18 protein-coding genes are annotated in these 20,726 nt (G+C 38.2%); 9 read left to right on the top strand and 9 right to left on the bottom strand.

The features are described from left to right. Positions 1-68: 68 nt before the first annotated feature. The 4 genes from H4J39_RS01605 to H4J39_RS01590 all read right to left on the bottom strand — a co-directional run bounded on the left by H4J39_RS01605 (position 69) and on the right by H4J39_RS01590 (position 6,179). Positions 69-2,522: an ABC transporter permease gene (locus tag H4J39_RS01605; RefSeq protein WP_182225685.1), complete on the bottom strand. Its 2,454-nt coding sequence runs from the start codon at positions 2,520-2,522 to the stop codon at positions 69-71. 10 nt (positions 2,523-2,532) lie between these two features. Further along, positions 2,533-3,270 carry an ABC transporter ATP-binding protein gene (locus H4J39_RS01600; RefSeq protein WP_182224384.1) on the bottom strand — a complete coding sequence of 246 codons (738 nt, stop codon included), beginning with the start codon at positions 3,268-3,270 and terminating at the stop codon, positions 2,533-2,535. Between the two features lie 156 nt (positions 3,271-3,426). Then, positions 3,427-4,812 (bottom strand): PAS domain-containing sensor histidine kinase, encoded by a 1,386-nt coding sequence (locus H4J39_RS19040; protein ID WP_182225684.1) that lies wholly within the window; start codon positions 4,810-4,812, stop codon positions 3,427-3,429. After that, positions 4,809-6,179 (bottom strand): sigma-54 dependent transcriptional regulator, encoded by a 1,371-nt coding sequence (locus H4J39_RS01590; RefSeq protein WP_182225683.1) that lies wholly within the window; start codon positions 6,177-6,179, stop codon positions 4,809-4,811. The genes H4J39_RS19040 and H4J39_RS01590 overlap by 4 nt, the downstream gene beginning before the upstream one ends. 464 nt (positions 6,180-6,643) lie before the next feature. Here H4J39_RS01590 and H4J39_RS01585 point away from each other — a divergent pair, with 464 nt between their 5' ends. Then, a complete protein-coding gene (locus tag H4J39_RS01585; RefSeq protein WP_259366742.1) occupies positions 6,644-7,114 on the top strand; it encodes a DUF4920 domain-containing protein in 471 nt (156 codons plus the stop codon). Beyond that, positions 7,107-7,673 (top strand): hypothetical protein, encoded by a 567-nt coding sequence (locus H4J39_RS01580; RefSeq protein ID WP_220462097.1) that lies wholly within the window; start codon positions 7,107-7,109, stop codon positions 7,671-7,673. Before H4J39_RS01585 ends, H4J39_RS01580 begins: the two co-directional genes overlap by 8 nt. 100 nt (positions 7,674-7,773) lie before the next feature. Here H4J39_RS01580 and H4J39_RS01575 read toward each other — a convergent pair whose 3' ends face one another. After that, positions 7,774-7,932, bottom strand: a complete 159-nt coding sequence (locus H4J39_RS01575; protein WP_182225682.1) for a hypothetical protein — start codon at positions 7,930-7,932, stop codon at positions 7,774-7,776. Positions 7,933-8,067: 135 nt separating this feature from the next. Further along, on the bottom strand, positions 8,068-8,928 hold the full coding sequence (locus H4J39_RS01570) for a pirin family protein (RefSeq protein WP_182225681.1): 861 nt from the start codon (positions 8,926-8,928) through the stop codon (positions 8,068-8,070). A 187-nt stretch (positions 8,929-9,115) separates the two neighbouring features. Between H4J39_RS01570 and H4J39_RS01565 the strand changes: the two genes are divergently transcribed. The 3 genes from H4J39_RS01565 (at position 9,116) to H4J39_RS01555 (ending at position 11,847) form a co-directional block, all read left to right on the top strand. Beyond that, the gene (locus H4J39_RS01565; protein ID WP_182225732.1) at positions 9,116-10,018 is read left to right on the top strand and encodes a LysR family transcriptional regulator; all 903 of its coding nucleotides are present in this window, start codon (positions 9,116-9,118) and stop codon (positions 10,016-10,018) included. A 329-nt stretch (positions 10,019-10,347) separates the two neighbouring features. Next, positions 10,348-10,746, top strand: coding sequence for a DoxX family protein (locus H4J39_RS01560; RefSeq protein WP_182225680.1), 399 nt, complete (start codon positions 10,348-10,350; stop codon positions 10,744-10,746). Between the two features lie 108 nt (positions 10,747-10,854). Then, positions 10,855-11,847 carry a glutathione S-transferase family protein gene (locus tag H4J39_RS01555; RefSeq protein WP_182225679.1) on the top strand — a complete coding sequence of 331 codons (993 nt, stop codon included), beginning with the start codon at positions 10,855-10,857 and terminating at the stop codon, positions 11,845-11,847. 334 nt (positions 11,848-12,181) lie between these two features. Here H4J39_RS01555 and H4J39_RS01550 read toward each other — a convergent pair whose 3' ends face one another. After that, complete coding sequence (locus H4J39_RS01550; protein ID WP_182225678.1) at positions 12,182-13,018, bottom strand: nidogen-like domain-containing protein; 837 nt, start codon at positions 13,016-13,018, stop codon at positions 12,182-12,184. A 640-nt stretch (positions 13,019-13,658) separates the two neighbouring features. Here H4J39_RS01550 and H4J39_RS01545 point away from each other — a divergent pair. Next, positions 13,659-14,453 (top strand): ABC transporter substrate-binding protein, encoded by a 795-nt coding sequence (locus H4J39_RS01545; RefSeq protein WP_182225677.1) that lies wholly within the window; start codon positions 13,659-13,661, stop codon positions 14,451-14,453. Positions 14,454-14,559: 106 nt separating this feature from the next. Here H4J39_RS01545 and H4J39_RS01540 read toward each other — a convergent pair whose 3' ends face one another. Beyond that, entirely contained in the window at positions 14,560-14,964 is a 405-nt protein-coding gene (locus H4J39_RS01540; RefSeq protein WP_182225676.1) for a hypothetical protein, read from the bottom strand. Between the two features lie 116 nt (positions 14,965-15,080). On the opposite strand from H4J39_RS01540, the gene H4J39_RS01535 reads away from it, so the two are divergent. The 3 genes from H4J39_RS01535 (at position 15,081) to H4J39_RS01525 (ending at position 19,996) form a co-directional block, all read left to right on the top strand. After that, positions 15,081-15,419 carry a helix-turn-helix domain-containing protein gene (locus H4J39_RS01535; RefSeq protein WP_182225675.1) on the top strand — a complete coding sequence of 113 codons (339 nt, stop codon included), beginning with the start codon at positions 15,081-15,083 and terminating at the stop codon, positions 15,417-15,419. Next, positions 15,416-16,435 carry an NAD(+) diphosphatase gene (gene nudC / locus H4J39_RS01530; RefSeq protein WP_182225674.1) on the top strand — a complete coding sequence of 340 codons (1,020 nt, stop codon included), beginning with the start codon at positions 15,416-15,418 and terminating at the stop codon, positions 16,433-16,435. The genes H4J39_RS01535 and nudC overlap by 4 nt, the downstream gene beginning before the upstream one ends. 252 nt (positions 16,436-16,687) lie before the next feature. After that, the gene (locus H4J39_RS01525) at positions 16,688-19,996 is read left to right on the top strand and encodes a DEAD/DEAH box helicase (protein ID WP_182225673.1); all 3,309 of its coding nucleotides are present in this window, start codon (positions 16,688-16,690) and stop codon (positions 19,994-19,996) included. A gap of 100 nt (positions 19,997-20,096) precedes the next feature. Here the strand turns inward: H4J39_RS01525 and H4J39_RS01520 are convergent, their stop codons facing one another. Then, a complete protein-coding gene (locus H4J39_RS01520) occupies positions 20,097-20,702 on the bottom strand; it encodes a PEP-CTERM sorting domain-containing protein (protein WP_182225672.1) in 606 nt (201 codons plus the stop codon). Positions 20,703-20,726 lie beyond the last annotated feature (24 nt).

The raw sequence follows: 20,726 nt of genomic DNA, 5'->3' as shown, positions 1-20,726 counted from the left end.
TCCTATTTCGGCATATCTACAGCTATTGCTAGCCTAAGCCTTGCCGATATTAGATTACAAATGGGGAGTTATTCGTAGCGAAGTGCCAGCATGGGATCCACTCGACTGGTCTTTCTCGCAGGAAAATATATCGCCAAACAAGAGAGACTCAACATGAATAATGGTACCAGTATAAATACCAATGGATCTCGCGGGCCAACACCCGACAACATTGGACTTAACAATTCGCCAGCAACAAACGATAGTCCTAATCCTAAGACGCAACCAATGATGATCAGTTTTAGGCCAGAAGACATCAGCATAAAGACCAACGCTCGGGGTTGGGCGCCCAACGACAACCTAACGCCTATTTCGTGCTGACGTAATTTAACGCTATAAGAAACCACACCATAAGTACCAATAGTAGCGAGTAACAGTGCCAGTAAACCTAGACCACTGGTAGCAATTGCCAGCGCACGTAACGAGAACAACGAGCGAGAGACGGTATCTGTCATTGTTTCTATCATATTTAGTGCGATATCAGGGTTAAGCTCAGCAATTTTAGCTTTTACGTTATCGATCAGTAACGCTGGGTCTTGCTCGGTACGAACCACATAAACCAAACCATGGTCAAAGCGTTGCCCTAGCGGAATATACATATAAGGCTCATCCATACTGCCAATACTACTATTAGCAATATTTTCAGCAATGGCTATGATTTCAAAAGCATCGTCACTGCTCGGTATAGAAAGATATTTACCCATGGCATCTGTTCCAACAAATAACGTCTTGGCCATTGCCTGATTAATAATCACCTTAGGCGATAAGTAACTTTGATCATCAAGGGTAAATTCACGACCCCGCAAAAGTTTTGCACCAATAGTAGCAAAATAGCCTGGGGTAATAATCGAATAAAAGGTTCTAGTCTCCTCTCCGGCTTCCATAGCGTCATTAAAAGATGAAACTAACGTTGCGGTTTTGTCGCCGCTCATTGGCGGGGTCCGCGAGATAACCACCGACTCAACGCCAGCAAGGCTTGCTAACTCATGATTTAACCGCTGAGAGTACGCTGTTTTTTCATCATCTAGGTAGCCATACAAAGACAAGTCGGTCTTAAATGTCAACAGATTAGCGGCATCAAAACCTGGATTAATATTGACAGAATTGTGCAGTCCTTTAATGGTTAAACCCGCAATAACCAAGAGAAAAACACTGAGCGAAAATTGAGTGATCAAAAAGAAACTACGTAACTTTGAACTTTGTACCTGCGTACCGCCAGCCTGAGGCTGCTCTTTAAGCGCGCTGAACAAGTCAGTTTTAGTTGCCTGAAGAGCTGGCACTAAACCAAATAACAGACTAGATAAAAAAGCGGCGCCTAAGGTATAAAGCAACATGTTGGCATCAAGACTTGGATCTAAACTGAGCTGAAAGGGAATTTCTGCTGGCAAACTTTGTTTAAATACCACCACAGCCCAAAGCGAAAAGATAAAGCCAACCACACTCGCAACCAATGCCAGCATTAAATTTTCAATCATCAACTGACGTACAACCCGGTAACGTGGCGCGCCTAGCGCAAGCCTTACCGATATTTCCTGACGCCTTTCTGTAGCGCGCGATAACAATAACGCAGCCACACTTGAACAAGCAACCAGTAAGATTAACCCCACAACCAATGAGGCACCGAAGACCACCATAGAACGAGCCGTTTCAGGTATAAAGGGAATGTTCGAGTAAGGCACTGCTCTATGCGTGTTGCCTTCGTTAGTTTCTGGATATTGTGCCTGAAGTTTACTATCGATAGTGGCCATTTCCTGATTAACCGACTCCAATGTGGCATTTTCCGCTAAACGCGCAACCGGTATGATCCAGTTATCGTTACGTGATATTAAGCGAGCAGGTGAATCGGGATCAATAATATTCATCATCACCATCGGCAACCACATTTTTGAGCCAAAAGCGCCAAGTGCACCGGTAAAATCTGCTGGCATCACACCAATAATGGTCATGTCACTGCCATTTAATTTTATCTTGCGGCCAACAACGCTTTTATCTTCAGCAAATCGTTGTTGCCAGAAGCTATATGACAAAACAACAACCGGCATAGAACCCGGCGCTTGGCTGGTCTGGCGGTGAAAGGTTTCGCCATACAAGGGTTGAACACCTAAAAGATCAAAAAAGTTCGATGTTGCCATCTCAACAGGTAACATTTCAGGGCCTTCGGGCATTGAGACACTTGCACTTTGATAGCTGAAGCCCAAAATACCCTCAAGCTGAGACACTTGATCGTTAAAATCAACTAAATCAGGGTAAGTAAATGTAGGAAGCCCCTCTTTTCCTGGGCGGTACTTATGAATTGAAACCAACTGTTCGGGTGCCATAACGGCAGGTTCATTTAACAATAAGCTGTTGAACATGCTAAATAGTGTGGTGTTAGGCCCTATGCCCAGCGCAATACAAAAAATGATCGCTAGGCTGAGCTTAAAACGCCTTGTCATTTGAACAAAGCCGTATTGAATGTCTTGCCATAAAGAGTCAATCATCATCATCATCTCCTTATGCGCTTTTTTTGTTTAGACGAACGCTACTATCAGTAATATTTTCACTGATTATTTTTCCATCGAGTAAATTGATCTGACGCTCAGCATAATTATTATATCGGGGGTCGTGGGTAACCAAACAAATAGTCGCACCTTCACCATGCAGTTTGTCGAGCAAAGACATAATCGCATTACCCTGCTCTGAATCTAGATTTCCAGTAGGCTCATCAGCAAGAATAATCGCCGGATCAGTCACTAATGCTCTAGCAACAGCGGTGCGCTGCTGTTGACCACCAGAGAGCTGCGTGGGAAAGTGTGCCATTCGCTCAGACATACCCACTCGAGCCAATACCGCTTCAACCCGTTCTTTACGCTCTTTGGCAGGTACACCTTGATAGACCAAAGGCAACTCGACATTTTTAAAAACGTTAAGATCGCCAATAAGATTAAAGTTTTGAAAGATGAAACCTATTTCACGGTTACGAATTGCCGAACGTTGATTGAGGTTTAGCGAGGAAACATCTGCACCGTTAAGCTGGTAACTTCCCTGACTCGCACCATCGAGCAGGCCGATCAAAGATAATAATGTTGATTTACCGCAACCTGACGGGCCACAAATCGCCGTATATTCACCTGGATATATTTCAAGATTAATACCACTAAGAGCAAGAGTTTCAACACCATTACCGCTGAAGTGCTTTTGAATATTTTGCATATTAATCACTGGAGACAGCTGCTGCTTTTTATTTTTCATGTTATTTATTCCTTGGTTAACTATGGCTATAAGACAGCAGAGACCATGCCAAGTGATACTAATTCAATTTATTCATACACTTAGATTAATTAGACGGTGTAATATTTATGATTAATGTCCGTAATGAGACAGAATACTGTCCCGATACGGGACACTTTAATGATGAGCACTTAATGGCAGTGGTAATTGTATTCTGGCAATACACCCTTGACCATGCGCTTTATTCATCAAGTTAAAATGACCGCCATGGACTTCAATTATGCCGCGGCAAACTAATAAACCAATACCTGACCCCTTAGCTTTGGTGGTAAAAAATGGCACAAACAAATTATCTTCATTGGCAACACCCTCACCAAAGTCGGTAATATCTAACGTTAACCAAGTGTGATTATTACCTGGCCGAGTAAGCACTTGCCAACTAATTATTGGTGGTTGTGCATTGGTGCTCGCCTCAATCGCATTATTGATAATATTGACCAAAGCTTGGCTTAATAATTCACGGTCGCCATAAAGCTCTAGCGGTTCACCTGAAAAGATTTGCACTGGAAGGCGTAACTCTTGCTTCACTATTTCAGCAAGCCAAGGCTGTAAATCAAAATAATGAGGCACAGGTGTAGGTAACTGATTGAGGTTCTTATAAGATTGCATCATATAATTTAGTGCCGTTGTCTGACGTTCGATAACAGCCAACCCTTCAATACAATCTTGTTCCCAACCTTCATGACGTTCTGTTTGTCTGAGCGTCCAGCCTAATGTCTGACTATAAGATTTTATCGGCGCGAGAGCATTACTTATTTCATGACGCAATACAGCGACTAACCTTTGCCAAGCTTCTAGCTCTTTTTCTCTTAATGGTGCGGTAAGGTCTGACATAATGACCAATTCTCTTGGTGCACCAAACTCTCTATATTGTGCTTTTTTAATCAACCAATTACTGGCACTACCTGCAAGATTTAAGCGCAACACCTTGTTATCTGAACTAGCCAAGCAAGCAGCCAACCCCAACATTTGCGCACTTTTTTCTAATACCTCTTTGCGTGATCGGTTAAGCAGTAACAAACCTCGTTCATTGACCATACAAAGATTGCCGTGGGGATCAAAAGCAAAAAGCGCTACATCAACTTTTTCAACCACCCTTGCAAACAAGGCACCCGTTTCGGCAGCTCCGGTGCGTTCAGCATGTAATAAATCCCTGAGTCGATTAACTGAACGCACGACTTCATCAAGTATTTGACCACGCTCACAAAGCCCGAGTCGGATAGAATAGTCTGACTCTGCTAGAGACATCAATGCATTTGAGATACTTCGCAAGGCAAACAATATTCGCCTTTGTAAATAGACCAATGACCAAATAAACGAGCCAACGACCATAAATAGCAATGTCCAAAAAAGGTGTTCTGGCAATTCAGCCATAGAAAGTAAAATTAAACTGACAAAGCAAAGTGGTAATATCGCAATTAAGGAAGCGATAAGTACCCAAAATTCGGGTTTATGTTCTGATTTACGTTCGCCTTTGGGTTTAGACTTATTTGGTGAACTCATCGATTCACTTCCAGTCCATATTTCTCAATACGTCGATATAATGAACTTCGGGCGATACCAAGTTTTTCGGCGGTTTTTTTCATATTGCCATGACATTGATTTATTGCCTTTTCAATCAGCAGTTGCTCGACTTGTTCTAGAGTCATGTTCTCATAATCATCAATCGCACTACTCGATTTAGCAGTTAAACCCAGTTCTTTAGAGGTGATTTGTAAACCTTGAGCCATTAATACCGCCCGTTGTATGCAATGATCCATTTCTCTAACATTACCTGGCCAAGGATATACACGCATTAGTTCAAGACAATCACTCGAAAAGGTTAACTCTGCTCGATTATATTTTTGACTATAGGTTTGCAGAAAGTTATCCGCCAGCGCTTGAATATCTTCCTCACGCTCACGCAGTGGTGGCAATTTTATCTCTATGGTATTAAGACGAAATAACAAGTCTTCGCGAAACTGTCCCGAGCCACATAAATCACTTAGCACGGCATTAGTCGCTGAAATTAATCTAGCATTAGTGTGCTCAGTTAACGATGAACCTACAGCCTCATATTCACCCGTTTCGATTACCCGAAGGAGCTTGGCTTGCATGCCCATAGATAAATTGCCAATTTCATCAAGAAAAATCGTTCCATTATTGGCCAATTTAAAGCGACCGTCGCGATTAGACTTTGCATCGGTAAAAGCGCCTCTGACATGGCCAAAAAGCTCACTCTCAAATAAGTTATCAGGAATTGCGCCGATATTAACACTGACCATTGTGTTATTAGAAAAGTCAGACTGGTCATGAATCAATCGAGCGATAACGCCTTTGCCCGTTCCATGTTCGCCAGTGATCATTACATTAGTATCAGTTTTTGAAATACGCGCGATCAAATTAAGCACAGGTTGCATGGTTTTTGAGGTAGCAACAAAGTCTATTTTATCTGCGCCGGATAGACGTTTGTTTTCAGTTTTAAGATTATCTACCTGATCAAGGGCATGACCCAGAGCAATCTGATTTTGCAAAATAGCCAGTAAACGTTCGTTATCCCATGGTTTTTCGATGAAATCTCGTGCCCCTTTGCGCATTGCATCAAGGGCAATGTCCATATTGGCAAAAGCGGTCATAACAACTACCGGCAAATGTGGCGCTATATCTTGTATTTCAGACAACAGGCTCAAGCCTTCCTGACCTGAAGTGGTATCTCTCGAATAATTAAGATCGAGTAACACGGCATCAAATGCTTTGCACTGCACTAAACGTATAACATCAGCAGGTGTTTGAGCTGAACTCGTCGTAAAACCTCGGCTACGTAACAACGCTTCAAGCGCCATGATCACATCACGCTTATCATCAGCGATTAGAATTAAACCCTTTGACATATATTACTTTTATTTTAATATTTTCTTAAATCATATAGATTTTGTAGCAAGTGTAAACCAATAGGCGAAGCTAACTTCAATTGTAGTGACCATAAATAACGTTACTATGTGATTAAAAACTTAGAGTGACTAAGTTAAGTGATCACAAAATGATCAGTAAGCGAGTTCATGCTATAAAAAACAATCTGTTTTCGTTTTATAATTTATTGATATTGTGTAATATTAAGAAAAATTGAATTTTATGGAAAAAATTTAAGAGTCGCCCCATAATAAGCGGTGAGACATTTAGCGCTATTAAAAACGTTAAACAGCCCTGCCCCTTTATTAGCGCTTTAGAATATTCCCTTTGATTTAATTTAAAAACACGACTAACACCACCAAGCCAAGTTTTTCATGGGGAGGTAATGTGTAAAATAGTATCATGCGTATTTCCTCTAGACTTAACATTAAATTTGGAATGTAAAATGAAAATTATAAATAAAATATCGTTATTGTTCATGACGTTAATAATGTCTACGTCAGTATTTTCTGAAGAAATTTTATTTGGCAAAGCCGTCAATGAAGAGGCAAAAGTCAGTATTTCTACATTACTTGCAAGCCCAACTGAATTTTTAGATAAAGAAGTGACTATTTCAGGCACTATTGTTGGTGTTTGTAGTAGTCGTGGATGTTGGGTGGATATAGCCTCAGATGCAAAGTTCGAAAAATTACGTATTAAAGTACGTGATGGCGATATGGTTTTTCCCATTCACTCGAAAGGCCGTCAGGCATTGGCAACCGGCACGCTTCAGGCGATTGAATTAAGTTTAGAAGAAACAAAAAAGTACAAAGTAAATTTAGCTAAACGTCGTGGCGACACAATAGATACCGAAAATATAACGGTGGCAATGTCAATTTATCAACTTTCACCAATTGGGGTAAAAATTCTTGATTAAAGTAGGTTCAATTGACTGGTTTAAACTCAATAGAACCTTACACAGAGATATTGGTTATCTTTGTATCGGCCTTACCATTGTTTTCGCTATCTCTGGCATCGCTTTAAACCATGTAGGAGATTGGGATCCAAATTATATTGTTGAGCGCACTGAAAAAGCATTTCTTGCTAAGAGTGACTTACCAGACAAACAATTAAACGTTGAGCTATTAATGTTATTTCCAAGCAGTGAGCCGATTAAGGCAACTTATTGGGAATCAGTCACGCAATACAAATTGTTTTTTAAAAATGGTGGTGCAATAACGGTCAATTTTGCTAAAGAAACTGCCGTTTACGAACATTTTCAGGAACGTGTTATTTTTAAACAGTTTAATACTTTACATCTCAATGAAGCGAAAAAAGGTTGGATTGTTTTTTCTGATATTTATGCGGGTTTACTGCTATTCTTGGCTTTGTCGGCACTTTTTATGGTGAAGGGAAAGTATAGCGCTTGGCGTTTAAAGCGTGGTTGGTTAATTATTGTTGGTGGTAGTATTCCACTGATTTATATATTCTGGTAATAAAAATAGTTTGTGATGAAATTTATGAGAATAAGTTTAAGATCACTATCAATAAAAAAACCGAAGGTGATTTTAACAAAATAAGTAAAAATCACCTGTGTTATGTACGAGCTCTGTCAAGTTCAAATGCTCTGTTGAGTGCTTTCTCGCTTAGTTTTCTCAATACATTTTTATTAAACTGGATGGATTGATGAGCAACCTCATTATTAATATATTTTGAGGTTAGTTTGATTGAATTTACGTCTAATTTAGTTTCCATCTTAATACCTTAATTAATTAATTACTACTGACTATTGTATCGGCAGGTTTTCAATTTTATTAACTTTATAATGTTAAAAAAGTGAATGAATTACCCTCTATAGGTAAAGTAAACGTAATGCTTCATCCTGTCCTGCTAAAATTTATTGTTTCGAAAATCACTAAATGCTTGCATAACTTCGGCCTCGGTATTCATTACAAATGGCCCACCTCTGGCGACAGTTTCATTAAGTGGTTTGCCTGATATCAGTAAAAATTGACACATTTCCGATGATGCAGTAATTGACACCAAATCACCTTTAGATAATAACCCAAGATGATTTTGAGGAAGGTTTTTCCCCTTACTACCTACTGATATGATCCCTTTAATAACAAAAATAAAGGCATTGTCATCAATAGGCAGGGTTTGTTCAAATATCGTTCCTGCGGGTAAATGCACATCCATATAAGTAGGTTTAACATGGTTATTAATAACTGGACCAACAGTTCCTTTATTCGTTACCCCAGCAATAATCCTTATTTCACTACCATCGTCACCGTATTCCATTGCCAATTTATCCGCGGGAAACTCCTGATATACCGGATCGGTCATTTTATGTGTTTTAGGTAAATTGACCCAAAGCTGAAACCCTTTAAGCAAGCCAGATTCTTGTTCAGGCATTTCAGAGTGTACAATGCCTTTTCCTGCCGTCATCCATTGCACACCATTCGCAGAGATAACCCCTTCATTACCTGCACTGTCTTTATGGCGCATTCGACCCGCCAACATATAAGTAACGGTCTCAAAACCTCTGTGTGGGTGTTCTGGAAAACCACCAATATAATCATTGGGTTGGTCAGATTCAAAAAGATCGAGTAGCAAAAATGGGTCAAGCATATTCAGCACGTTGTTGCCAATAAAGCGCGTAAGTTTTACGCCGTCTCCATCTGAGCCAAGTTGCCCTTGAGAGAGAGATGACAGCTCTCGCATAGTCTTATTTACAGTCGCTTGAGTCATATTAATGTACCTTGTTAATTTTGCTGTAAGTATAAGTATATCGCTAAGATAGTGCTTAACTCTCAGTGGAGGATTGAAACTTGATGAACCCATAATAATTGTTTACATTAAGAGAATAAACACCCGTTAACTAAAAACATAGTTTACTAAAAAGAAACAATCGTTCTTGAACATAAGTGGAGATGATATGGGACAACTTGAAGATATGTATATATTTTTGCGTGTTGTTGAAACAGGCAGCATCACCAAAGCAGCTGAGCAAATGAATATTGCTAAATCAGCGGTCAGTAAGCGACTCTCTTTGTTAGAGCAAAAGCTTGGCATTAAGCTCATCAATCGCACCACTCGAAAATCGAGTATTACAGAAGCGGGACAGCGTTATTATCATCGAAGTAAATTAATCGTAGAAGAAGTAGATGAATTAAATAGTCAAACAACAAGCAGTAATAGCGCATTAGAGGGAACATTAAATATTGCCGTCCCGTTATCATTTGGACTCACTCATCTCGCTCCAGCACTTGATTTATTTTTACAACAGCATAGCGATTTAAAATTAAATATTAATTTTTCAGATCAAAAAATAGATATCGTTGAGCAGGGAGTTGACTTGGCCTTTCGCATTGGTCAATTAGATAATTCTACTTTGCAAGCACGAAAAATTGCCCCAATAAAACATGTGTTATGTGCGAGTCCTGATTACTTAATGTTACATGGAAAGCCAATAACACCGGACGATTTAAAACAACACAGCGTTATTAGGTATGGTAGTTCTGAACAAAGTGGTATCAAACTTCTCAGTAAAGAGGGGCAAGAACATATTGTGCATCTTGAACCAAATATTATCGCAAATAATGGTGACTTTCTAAAATTACTGGCTGAATCAGGTCACGGGATCACCTATTTACCCACTTTCATTGTGTGGCAATCACTAGCCACTCAAACGTTAATCCCTGTGTTAGAAGCATATAAACTCCCCACCATGCATGCTTATGCTGTTTATCCTCCCAACAGGCACCTGCCATTTAAAGTGCGTAGCTTGATTGATTTTTTGGTTGAGCGATTTGGTGATAATCCCTATTGGGATCAATAGTGATGAATTTAAGGTGTTTTGTTTAAACACAGACAAAACACTACCTTTTGAAAGTCAGCTAACATTGGCTTTGCTCCATCAAAATAATCTTTTTATCACCCTCCCCCCCCTTAATATTTATGATTGTCTCTATAATAAGTGATCAAGTAACTATCAGTTTCACCCATCTAATTATTCTCAAAATAAGAACAAAGACTTCTTATTTTTGATGTTTACTCACTTTTTAATTACTAATAAGATAGCCTCATCAACAAAGTAAGTCGCTTTACAAAGCGCCCACCGTTAATAAATAACACGAACTTTCACTCAAATATATGAGGAGATTTACAATGAATACCTTACAAACTTTTGCAGCACCAACGGGACGTTTCTTTTTAGCTATCATGTTCTTTATGTCTGGAATAACAAAAATATCACAATATGCTGGCACACAAGGTTATATGGAAGCAATGGGCGTGTCGGGCGCTTTATTACCTTTAGTTATTTTGGTCGAAGTTATGGGTGGTTTAGCGATTATTTTAGGATGGAAAACAAAATATGCTGCCATTGCTTTAACCGGTTTTAGCATACTTTCAGCAATACTTTTTCACGCTGATTTTAGTAACCAAGCAGAAATGAATAACTTCATGAAGAATATTGCTATTGCGGGTGGCTTTTTAACATTATTTGTTCATGGTCCAGGAGCTTTTTCTATAGATAATCGCACGTCAAAAAACACACTTAATTAATATTGAACAAAAATACTTTACGCTATTAATTAAAACTTAGCTAAGGGGTGATGGCTTTACTCCTCTTCACTTGGCTAACTTTATAATCGAATGATTTAGGAGAGCACTATGGGACTATTAGTTGAAGGAAAATGGCAAAACCAATGGTACGACACAAAATCAAGTGGTGGGCGTTTTGAACGAAAAGCCCCCAGTTTTCGTCATTGGATCACCAAAGATGGTCGTGCTGGCATATCAGGTATTGCCGGCTTTAAAGCAGAGCCTAATCGTTACCATTTATATGTATCTCTGGCCTGCCCTTGGGCGCATCGCACCATTATTTATCGGAAACTAAAAGGTTTGGAAAACATGATATCCATGTCGGTAGTGAATGCGTTTATGGGTGACGAAGGCTGGACATTCGCACCAGGTGAAGGTGTAGTACCTGACCCCATTTTAAACGCAATTAACGTGCATGAAATCTATACCAGAGCGCAAGTTGATTATACGGGGCGAGTAACCGTGCCTATTTTATGGGATAAAAAAACCAACACCATCGTTAGCAATGAATCTCCTGAAATTATACGCATGTTTAATTCAGCATTTGACGACATAGGAGCCTTGCCGGGTGACTTTTCACCACCAGAGTTATTAGCTGAAATAGATGAGCTAAATGCGTTTATTTATCCAACCATCAATAATGGTGTATATCGCGCTGGCTTTGCTACAACACAAGCCGCTTATGACGAAGCGGTGGTCGAAGTCTTTGATGCATTAGATACCTTAGAAGTACGTTTAGAAAATCGTCGTTACTTAACGGGTAATACGATAACAGAGGCTGACTGGCGATTATTTACAACCTTAGTGCGTTTCGACAGCGTTTATGTCGGGCATTTTAAGTGTAATTTACGTCGAATCGTCGACTACCCAAATATTTGGGGGTACTTACGCGATTTGTATCAAGTGCCCGGTATTGAAGAAACTGTCGCAATGGATTATATCAAGGCACATTACTATGGCAGTCACGAAACAATTAATCCAACCCGTATTTTACCGGTAGGTCCTCATATAGACTTTAATATGGCCCATGATCGAGAATTGCTATCAACATTGATTAAGTAAAATTTCCGTACTTAATGGAATATAGTCGCCTATACTCTGGGCGACTCACCAATGTTTTGAGGTTGTGTAAAGTAAAATAAGAGTCATTGTTAATACGGTTGCGTAAATCGGTTATCTGATAGACCGAGCAAATAGCACAGAACAAAAAAACACCAATAAACAACACTGTGATTTTTTCTGAATTGAATAACTTTTACTTAATAGTATCGACAAATGATTTGGCTTTAAAGTTAGGGGGAAATTAATAAAATATACAATGACAAGCAATAAAAAGCCCCACTAAAAGTGAGGCCTCAAACAAAGATAAATAATTTATCTTTTATAATTAAACGCGTTATTTTTTAATAGAGCGTCTACTCATTAAACCTAGTAAGCCTAAACCCAAAATTGCTAATGTTGTAGGCTCTGGAACATCTGTTGGAGGGGCAATTTGACCATTTCTAACTTCAAAACGATATAAACCAGCAACACCTACATTTGAAGTACCAGTTAAACCTAACATTGCTGCTTGATTTCCTGATGCATTTAATTCATTGAAATCGCTACCGTTACCAGAACTAAAGCCCGAACGAGCAACGGTTCCGCCTAAACCATTTGAACCACCACTTGAATTACCTGTTGTCCAGTTAAGATCTTCATAACGAAACTCAATATCAAAATTGCCACTACCTTGGTCAATAAGTGCTAGTTGAAAGCTATTGAGTAGATTTGTTTCATTTGAGAAATACCCTACATCATCCCAAGTAGCCGTAAAAATATTACCAACAGTATCTAAATCCCAGTAAACTAAATTACTGCCTGTTGAATTACCACCTGGTGTTGCCGACACCGCACCACCACGTGTATCTACATCAGCAAAAAAAGGTGCAATAATAGGGTTAGCAGTACTGCCGCTTAAAGCAGGAGGAGTAAATGTTGACAAAGGATTAGTAAAAGTAACGTTACCATTATTGTTTAAATACAAGCCAGTATAACTGGTGCCGAAAAAATTTAAACCACTAGAAAAAACGCTCGACAAGTCTAAAAAAGCGGTTGAACCATCATCATTAGCAGCAAGGCTATCCTCACCAAAACCTTGAGTTCCACCTAAACCATTGGTGATAATTGTAGCTGAGGCTGAAAAAGCGCCTAAAGCTAAGGTTGCTGTTAGTAATAATTTTTTAAAATTCAAAATATAATTCCTTTTAATGTGATATTGATCATAAAGTTATAATCAATTTAGTTTTGCAAATAGCAATGAGCAATTATCATTCCAATAAAAAAAACTATTAATTAACAATTAGTTAAATGGCGGCGGCGTATAAAAGAACACTTAGTGTAAAAAAAACAGACAGTTATAGGCAATACACCTGTAGCATCAGGTTCGTTTAAATGTCTCCTTTGGAGTGACACCTTTACTTTACCTTAACTTAGATATAGAACGGCTGAAATTCATTTAAAAGCACGGCCCATTTTATCGTCTAGTAAAATAGCCATTTTTCTTACATATTCTAATGACACAAAAGTTATTGCCTAGAAGTTAAACTTTGTAACTGAGATTATTGTTAAATAGCTACAAATAACTCAAATTCAAAAGACTATTAAATTTGAGGCAACCTTTCATGGCTCCTTAGTATCAACAATGGATAAAACAGTGCTAGTATTGTATGTAAAGATGAACGTGTGCGGTGCTTTTAAGAATATTACATACCGATGTTTTACAACGTATTAAAAAATCAACAAAGGCGATAAGGTTTTATCTATTTCGAATTGTTACACACTCATAAAAAAATATAACTGAACCTTTGTTTAGCTCTTAGGAAAACGAGAAAATGGAAATCAATAAAAGGAATTTAATCAAAGGGGTTATCTTATTCATACTGACACTTACCGTGATTTTTCCAAGTCATGCAACCAAACAACTACGCATTATTGGTGAAGATTCATTTCCTCCTTTTAACTATTATTTAACCGACGGAAAAAAGATAAAAAAAGAAATTAGAGGATTTACCGTCGAATTAATTAAATTAATTCTCAACGACATAGGGAGTAAAAAAGAAGCAAGTATAGAACTACTCCCTTGGGCAAGAGCATTAACAATTATTGAAAATGAACCTAATATTCTTATCCTGGATATAGTAAGAAATTCTGCCAGAGAAGAACATTATAAATGGGTCGGCCCCATTGCTCCTCGCGAAATATGGTTATATAAATTAAAGTCTAGAAAAGATATTCAAGTCACTTCAATAGCAGATATCAAAAATTATCGAGTAGGCGTTATGCGAGGATCTTCATCTTCTGAGAAGTTAATTAACGCTGGTTTTGAAGAAGGGAATAATTTAGCCTTTGTGACGAGGGAAAACCAAAACATCAATAAGATAATCAAGGGCAGAGTTGATTTAGTTACCTTTAGTCCTGTCGAATTGGAATGGCGATTAAAATTGCTTACACCAGAGATAAACGTAAATATTTTTGAACCCGCCTACCTACTTTCAGGCGAGCTTGAATATTATTTTGCATTAAGTAAAAAAACATCAAATAAAACGTTAGTCCAATTGCAGGAAGCATTAGATAAAATCAAAAAAGATGGCCGTTATCAAACACTTTGGAAAAAATATATGGAATGATTTTTAACGAGCTTTCCTAATAATTTCCTACTGCGCATTTCATTTCAATGGGATAATACAAAGACAACAATTTATTCAGCACTGACTTACCACGGTAAGTAAAACATTATTGTTGGTGTATTAAACCAGTGTCTTCTCTTTCAAAACCATGGCATAGATAACCACTTACTGGCCGTTTTTTCTTTGCTATTTGATGGTAATGTTCATAACCAACAGAGAAGGCAAATGGGTTTGCATTGTAGTCTGCGTAAGACTGATCACTACCATTTTTAGCCTCTCTAGCGCCAGCAGCAAAAGAGCTTAAAAAATCATCTCTGTTATTAATCAAGATGGTTGTTGAGCTGCTTACTCCTTCAACAAGTACCAGCGCGCCTAATTCAGCATATTTATCAACAACTGCGGCATTGAAGTTGCCACTGTATTGTTCAGTTTCAATATCATAAGAAACGGCAGAAGCATCTGTGGCTTCCATTAAAGAGACGAACAACTCTCTTACTTTTTTTGAAATCATAAACTATTCCTTTTCTCAGAGAATTCGTTATCTACTTATGTACTGCATTATACTCACCACTAGCAATATCGCTACTAATATTGTAGCATTGTTATATTGGTTATTAAGGAGAAATTATGTCATTACCTATACCCGGAGAGCAAGTTAGAGGCTCTAAAACAGGTAAACCTATTATGGCGTTACTCGATTTACTTGGTCGAACATGGGCATTGGGTATTGTTTGGCAGTTAAGCAAAGGAAATGCAACATTTAGACAGTTACAGCAACGTTGTGAGCAAATTTCACCAAGCCTTTTAAACACCCGTTTAAAAGAATTAAAAGTTTTACAACTCGTTGAGTCAACGCCAAATGGTTATCAATTAACGCTAACAGGGCAAGGATTGTTTTCAGTGATTTCTCCACTCGGAGAATGGTCCCTGCAATGGGCTAGCCAAATAAAAAAGGACGATGTATGAGTTTAACATACGCAAATATGCCGCTCGACCGGTGTAGTAATCAACGTAAAGACAAACGCTGGCTAACATCAGAATTTAATCATCAAAAAACCTTGTTTTGCGTTATTAACGACGGCATGGGCCTTTTTTCTCATGATGATACTTTTACCCCGATTTATTTAAATCAATCTCAGCTTGATAATTTAACGATTGAAAGTTGCATTTATTTAGGTAAAGGGACTCTGGGGAAAGAGTCTACGTCAGACGAACCTACCAGAAGTATCTCATTGTTCACCGTAGATTTTGAAAAGTTACGTTTTTCAACCCAAGCGCAATTACTTAATCTAGGTAAGTGGCAAAAACTTCGTGAAGCGACACCAAATTTAACGGTTATAGATGTGTCAATTCAAGCGTTAGCTAAAGCTTTAGTTTATTGGCATACAACACATCTTTACTGTGGTAAATGTGGCAACGCCAATAGATCTGTTTATGCAGGACACGCTAGGCGCTGCACTGAGTGTCGTAACATGTCATTTCCCCGTACAGATCCCGCGGTAATAATGCTTGTTGAGCATATGTTTCCTGATGGTATCGCTCGCTGTTTATTAGGCCGACAAGCCAGCTGGAAAGCTGGAATTTATTCAACATTAGCCGGTTTTGTAGACCCCGGTGAAACACTAGAAGAAGCCGTAATAAGGGAAGTTTTAGAAGAAACAGCTGTAGATGTTGAAAATCCTCAGTATATAACGTCTCAGCCTTGGCCATTTCCCGCTTCAGTGATGTTAGGCTTTACTGCAGTTGCGACCTCTACCTCTATTGATATTAGTGAAGACGACTTAGAGGATTGCCAATGGTTTTCTAGAGAACAATTAGCCGAATTTTATGTCGGTGCTCATGCTCCCAATAAAATGGGTAATATTACCGAGACTACTCTAGATAATAATGAAGAAAAGCATGAATATAGAACAAGCAGTGGTGATTCTATTTCATCTTATTTGATCACCGCATGGAAAAATAGAGAGATAGGTCAATATTAATGTTGGCTATTGATGAACTTTACTTAAATATATTGTTATTAATGACAAGTATTAAGACAAATTGAAGGTTTTAATTCTCAGTGATACTATTGAGATGATATAATAAATGATCAGCTCTTAGCAATAAGTCCTGAAAATGCTATTGCAGTAATGTATATTTATCATCCTCTTGATATTTTTATTCTATCAAGAAGAGATAAAACCTAATTTATCCATTTACACTCTATTTGAATTCTGAATAATTAAAAACTTATGGCTACAAACACTTTTACACCTGAATTACTTGAAAAACACTTTACCAAAAATGAATGGAAAAAAGGAACACGCATTTTTCAGGATAAAGGTATTAAAACCTGCGCCCTTGATGGTGAAATAATTCGGGGAGTCGTATTTAGTGAGCGCTCTCGCCAAAGCAGTTATTTAACGCGTTTAGTGTTAAATGTTAAGTATGATGGTATGGCCAGTTATTGTGATTGTTACATAGGGCGTGACTGTAAACATGGCGCTGCCCTCGCGCAATACTTTATTCACGAACACTTTGACCAAAATAGTATTGCCACCTCTGAAAAAGTGATTGATAAATGGCTTAGTCGCTTTCAAGCTCAACCAAGTAGATACCAGCCCAACAGTCAGCAAAAATCGTTATTATACTTTTTAAAACCCAACAGCTATAACGAAGACGACTATTTTACTTTAGGTATAAAATCAGCACGCCCAAAAAATAGTGGAGGCTGGAGTAGCTCGCTTGGCAGTGAATTTTCTGCAAGCTCGTTAATAAATAGCGCTTATGCCAATAACGAAGATGTGGCTGTACTTACGGAACTTATTCGGACCAATCAGTATGGCGATAACATTAAGTATTTTGATTTATTCGAGCGTATTATCAAAACTAATCGCTGTTTTTGGCAAACAAGTTACGATCTTAACGAAGCAATAACTTTAGGTGAGCCATTAGAGGCTCAGTGGCAATGGTTAGCGCTTGATAATAAATTACACACTTTGCAGCTTGTTTTTATGCAACCTTCAGAAAGTATACTTATTATAAAAGCACAACCCCTTTGTTATTATGATGAACAAAAAAATTGCTTTGGAAAGATTAATACCAATACTCAGTGTAATTTTGAAGCAGACCTACTTAATTCACCTATTTTCGAAGAAGACAAATTACCCTGGGTAATGAATAAGCTGTCTATGTCTTTAGGTGATGCCGTGCAGCGTTTACCTAAACCCAAAACAGAATTTTCTCAAGAATTAACAAAACCTGAAGTGTATTTACACTTTTCTACTCCCCGAGAAAAAGATCCGCAGTCAGGCTTTGTCAAAGTTAATTTTTCTTATCAAGGTAACTTAGTTAATCCGCATAATGAAAATGTTACGGTTACACCTTCAAAGACAAGCGACATCGACACTAAGGTTAAATTGTATCGAGATTTAACCTTTGAACAGGCCGTTATTGATAAATTAACCGGTTTAAAATTCAGCCCTCAGCCCAAAGCTAAGCGCTACACGTTTACCAATGAAGACTACTTAAATAAAGATAAAACGCCTAAGTTTTCAATGCTGATGCAAGGTCGCTACCTTTGGCATCATTTTTTGCACCAGGAAGTACAATTACTTAAAGATCTTGGCTGGAATATTAGCTTTGCTGATGATTTTTATTATAAAGCACTCGCTACCGACAGCATCTTTGATGCCGAGGTCATTCAAACGGATGACCACGACTTTTTCTCATTGGGGTTAAACTTAACCATCGATGGTAAAAAAATGCCCGCGTTTCCTATTTTGCTTGGTGCTATAGAACAACTTCCTAAGTCGGCATTACTTGACCGAGAAAAAGAAAAGCTTATCGCGCCTGACTCTCCTATATATGTTGATCTCGAAAATGGTGACTTTGTTGCCTTGCGCTATCAAAGTGTCCAGCCAATATTAAAACAGTTTATTGAACTGTTTATGCCTAATGCCTTAAATGAAAATGGCACGATGGAGCTATCGCGTTTTCAAGGTCATCAAACGTTATCCATGTTAGATGACCAAGGAATGATCGCAACTGGCACCACTAAATTAAGAGTATTGGCTGATAAACTAAGGGATTTCCAACAAGTTACCACAGTTCCGGTACCAACAGGCTTGAATGCAACGTTGCGAACTTATCAGCATCAAGGGCTAAACTGGTTACAGTTTTTACGAGAGTATCAATTAAACGGTATTTTGGCTGACGATATGGGTTTAGGCAAAACGATTCAAACCTTAGCGCATTTATTAATTGAAAAACAGCAAGGCCGACTTAACAAACCCGTCTTAATTGTTGCGCCCACCAGTGTTATTTTTAACTGGGCAAATGAAATAGAAAAATTTACCCCAGAGCTGTCTTATCAAGTATTGCACGGTAGTAAACGCCAGCAACACTTTGGTTGCCTTGAAGGCGCTGAAGGTATTGAAAATCCGGTTGATATAATTATTACTAGCTATGCGTTAATTACTAAAGATTTAGCGCTCTATAATGCGCAAAGTTTTTATTACCTTATTCTTGATGAAGCTCATTATATAAAAAATACTAAAACTAAATTATACCAAGCTTTTTTAACCCTTAAAGCGCAGCATAAGTTGTGTTTAACGGGTACGCCTATGGAGAATCATTTAGGTGAATTCTGGGCTCAATTTAATTTTTTACTGCCTGGTTTTTTAGGTGGACAAAGACAATTTACTAAACTCTTTAGAACACCGATAGAAAAACACGGTGAACTTGAGCGTAAGCAGTTATTAAATCAACGTATTAAACCGTTTATTTTACGCCGAACTAAAGACAAAATAGCCACTGAATTACCACCAAAAACTGAAATAATTCAAAAGTTACGTATTGAAGGCCAGCAAGCTGAACTCTATGAATCAGTGCGCTTGGCGATGGACAGTCGCTTAAAAGATATCATTGCAGACAAAGGTTTAAAACGTAGCCAGATAGAAGTTTTAGACGCGTTATTGAAGTTAAGACAAGTATGTAATCATCCTAAGTTACTGTCACTTGAAGGCGCTAAAAAAGTAAATCAATCAGCTAAGCTTGATCATTTAATGGAAACGCTACCGGAGCAAATTGCTGAAGGACGTAAAATATTAATTTTTTCACAGTTTACCAGTATGCTTGCTTTGATAGAAGAAGAGCTGGTAACCGCTAAAATCGACTTTGTTAAATTGACAGGCGCAACCACTAAAAGACAAGAAGTTGTTGATAAGTTTCAAGAAGGTGAAGTACCCGTATTTTTAATTAGCTTACGCGCCGGTGGCGTGGGCTTAAACTTAACAGCAGCAGACACGGTTATTCATTTTGACCCCTGGTGGAACCCTGCAGTTGAAAACCAAGCCACCGATAGAGCTTATCGTATTGGCCAAGACAAACCTGTTTTTGTGTACAAATATATTATTGAAAACTCAATAGAAGAAAAAATTCAAAAAATACAGCAAAATAAAGCTGCGCTTGCAAAAGCACTGTTATCTGAAGAAGTGAGTGATAATAAGTTAAGCTTAACTGATGATATTTTAAGCTCACTGCTTGCACCGCTTAGCTAGCCTCAAAGGTTAAAATAAAAAACCCTTATCAAAAAGATAAGGGTTTTAGTTAGTTCGCTGACTTATCGACAACCTAATGCCGATAAGTAAAACAAAGTGGTTAACTCATTATCTTTTTACGAACCAAGAAGATGAACCCCATTAGCATTAACACCATTGACGACGGCTCTGGCACATCAATAGGGGTTGCTGATGTCACTGAATACTCTTTGTTTCTGCTATTAATGTCAGAAAAGTCAATATTGAAATCATCCCATAACACGACATTTGATAAATCTAAAGATCCCAAACCATTACCGGCACCTACCACGTTAAAATCAACACTCGCTAATAGAAAACGGCTTAAACCATTTTGTACTGCAAAGAGTTCATCAGACCATGAATAACTGGTTTCTGACAGCGTTAAACTGTTTGCCATCAGGTTAATAGGTGATTGAACACTAAATCCTGGGGCTGCATCAAGTTTATCGCCAAAACGCACGGCTGAATATTCAATCATCATATTATTCCATGAGACATCAAAACCAAAGCCGCTCAGCATTCTTTGTAACGCTGAGGCGTCATCTTCAATCTCAGAAATAATAAAGTTTGCTGTTAGCACATCGCCAACTTGGTAGGTATTTTGGTTTAGCTCAACAGTAATTAATGTTGCCTGACTACTTAGCGAAACAAAAAGTGTTGTTAATAGTATGATTATTTTTTTCATGATTACGTCCTTTTTAATTATGTA

The sequence above is a fragment of the Colwellia sp. Bg11-12 genome (assembly GCF_014076955.1).
Taxonomy (GTDB): Bacteria; Pseudomonadota; Gammaproteobacteria; order Enterobacterales; family Alteromonadaceae; genus Colwellia_A.
The sequence above is the reverse complement of the archived record's forward strand: the minus strand, read 5'-3'. Positions and strand labels throughout refer to the sequence as shown.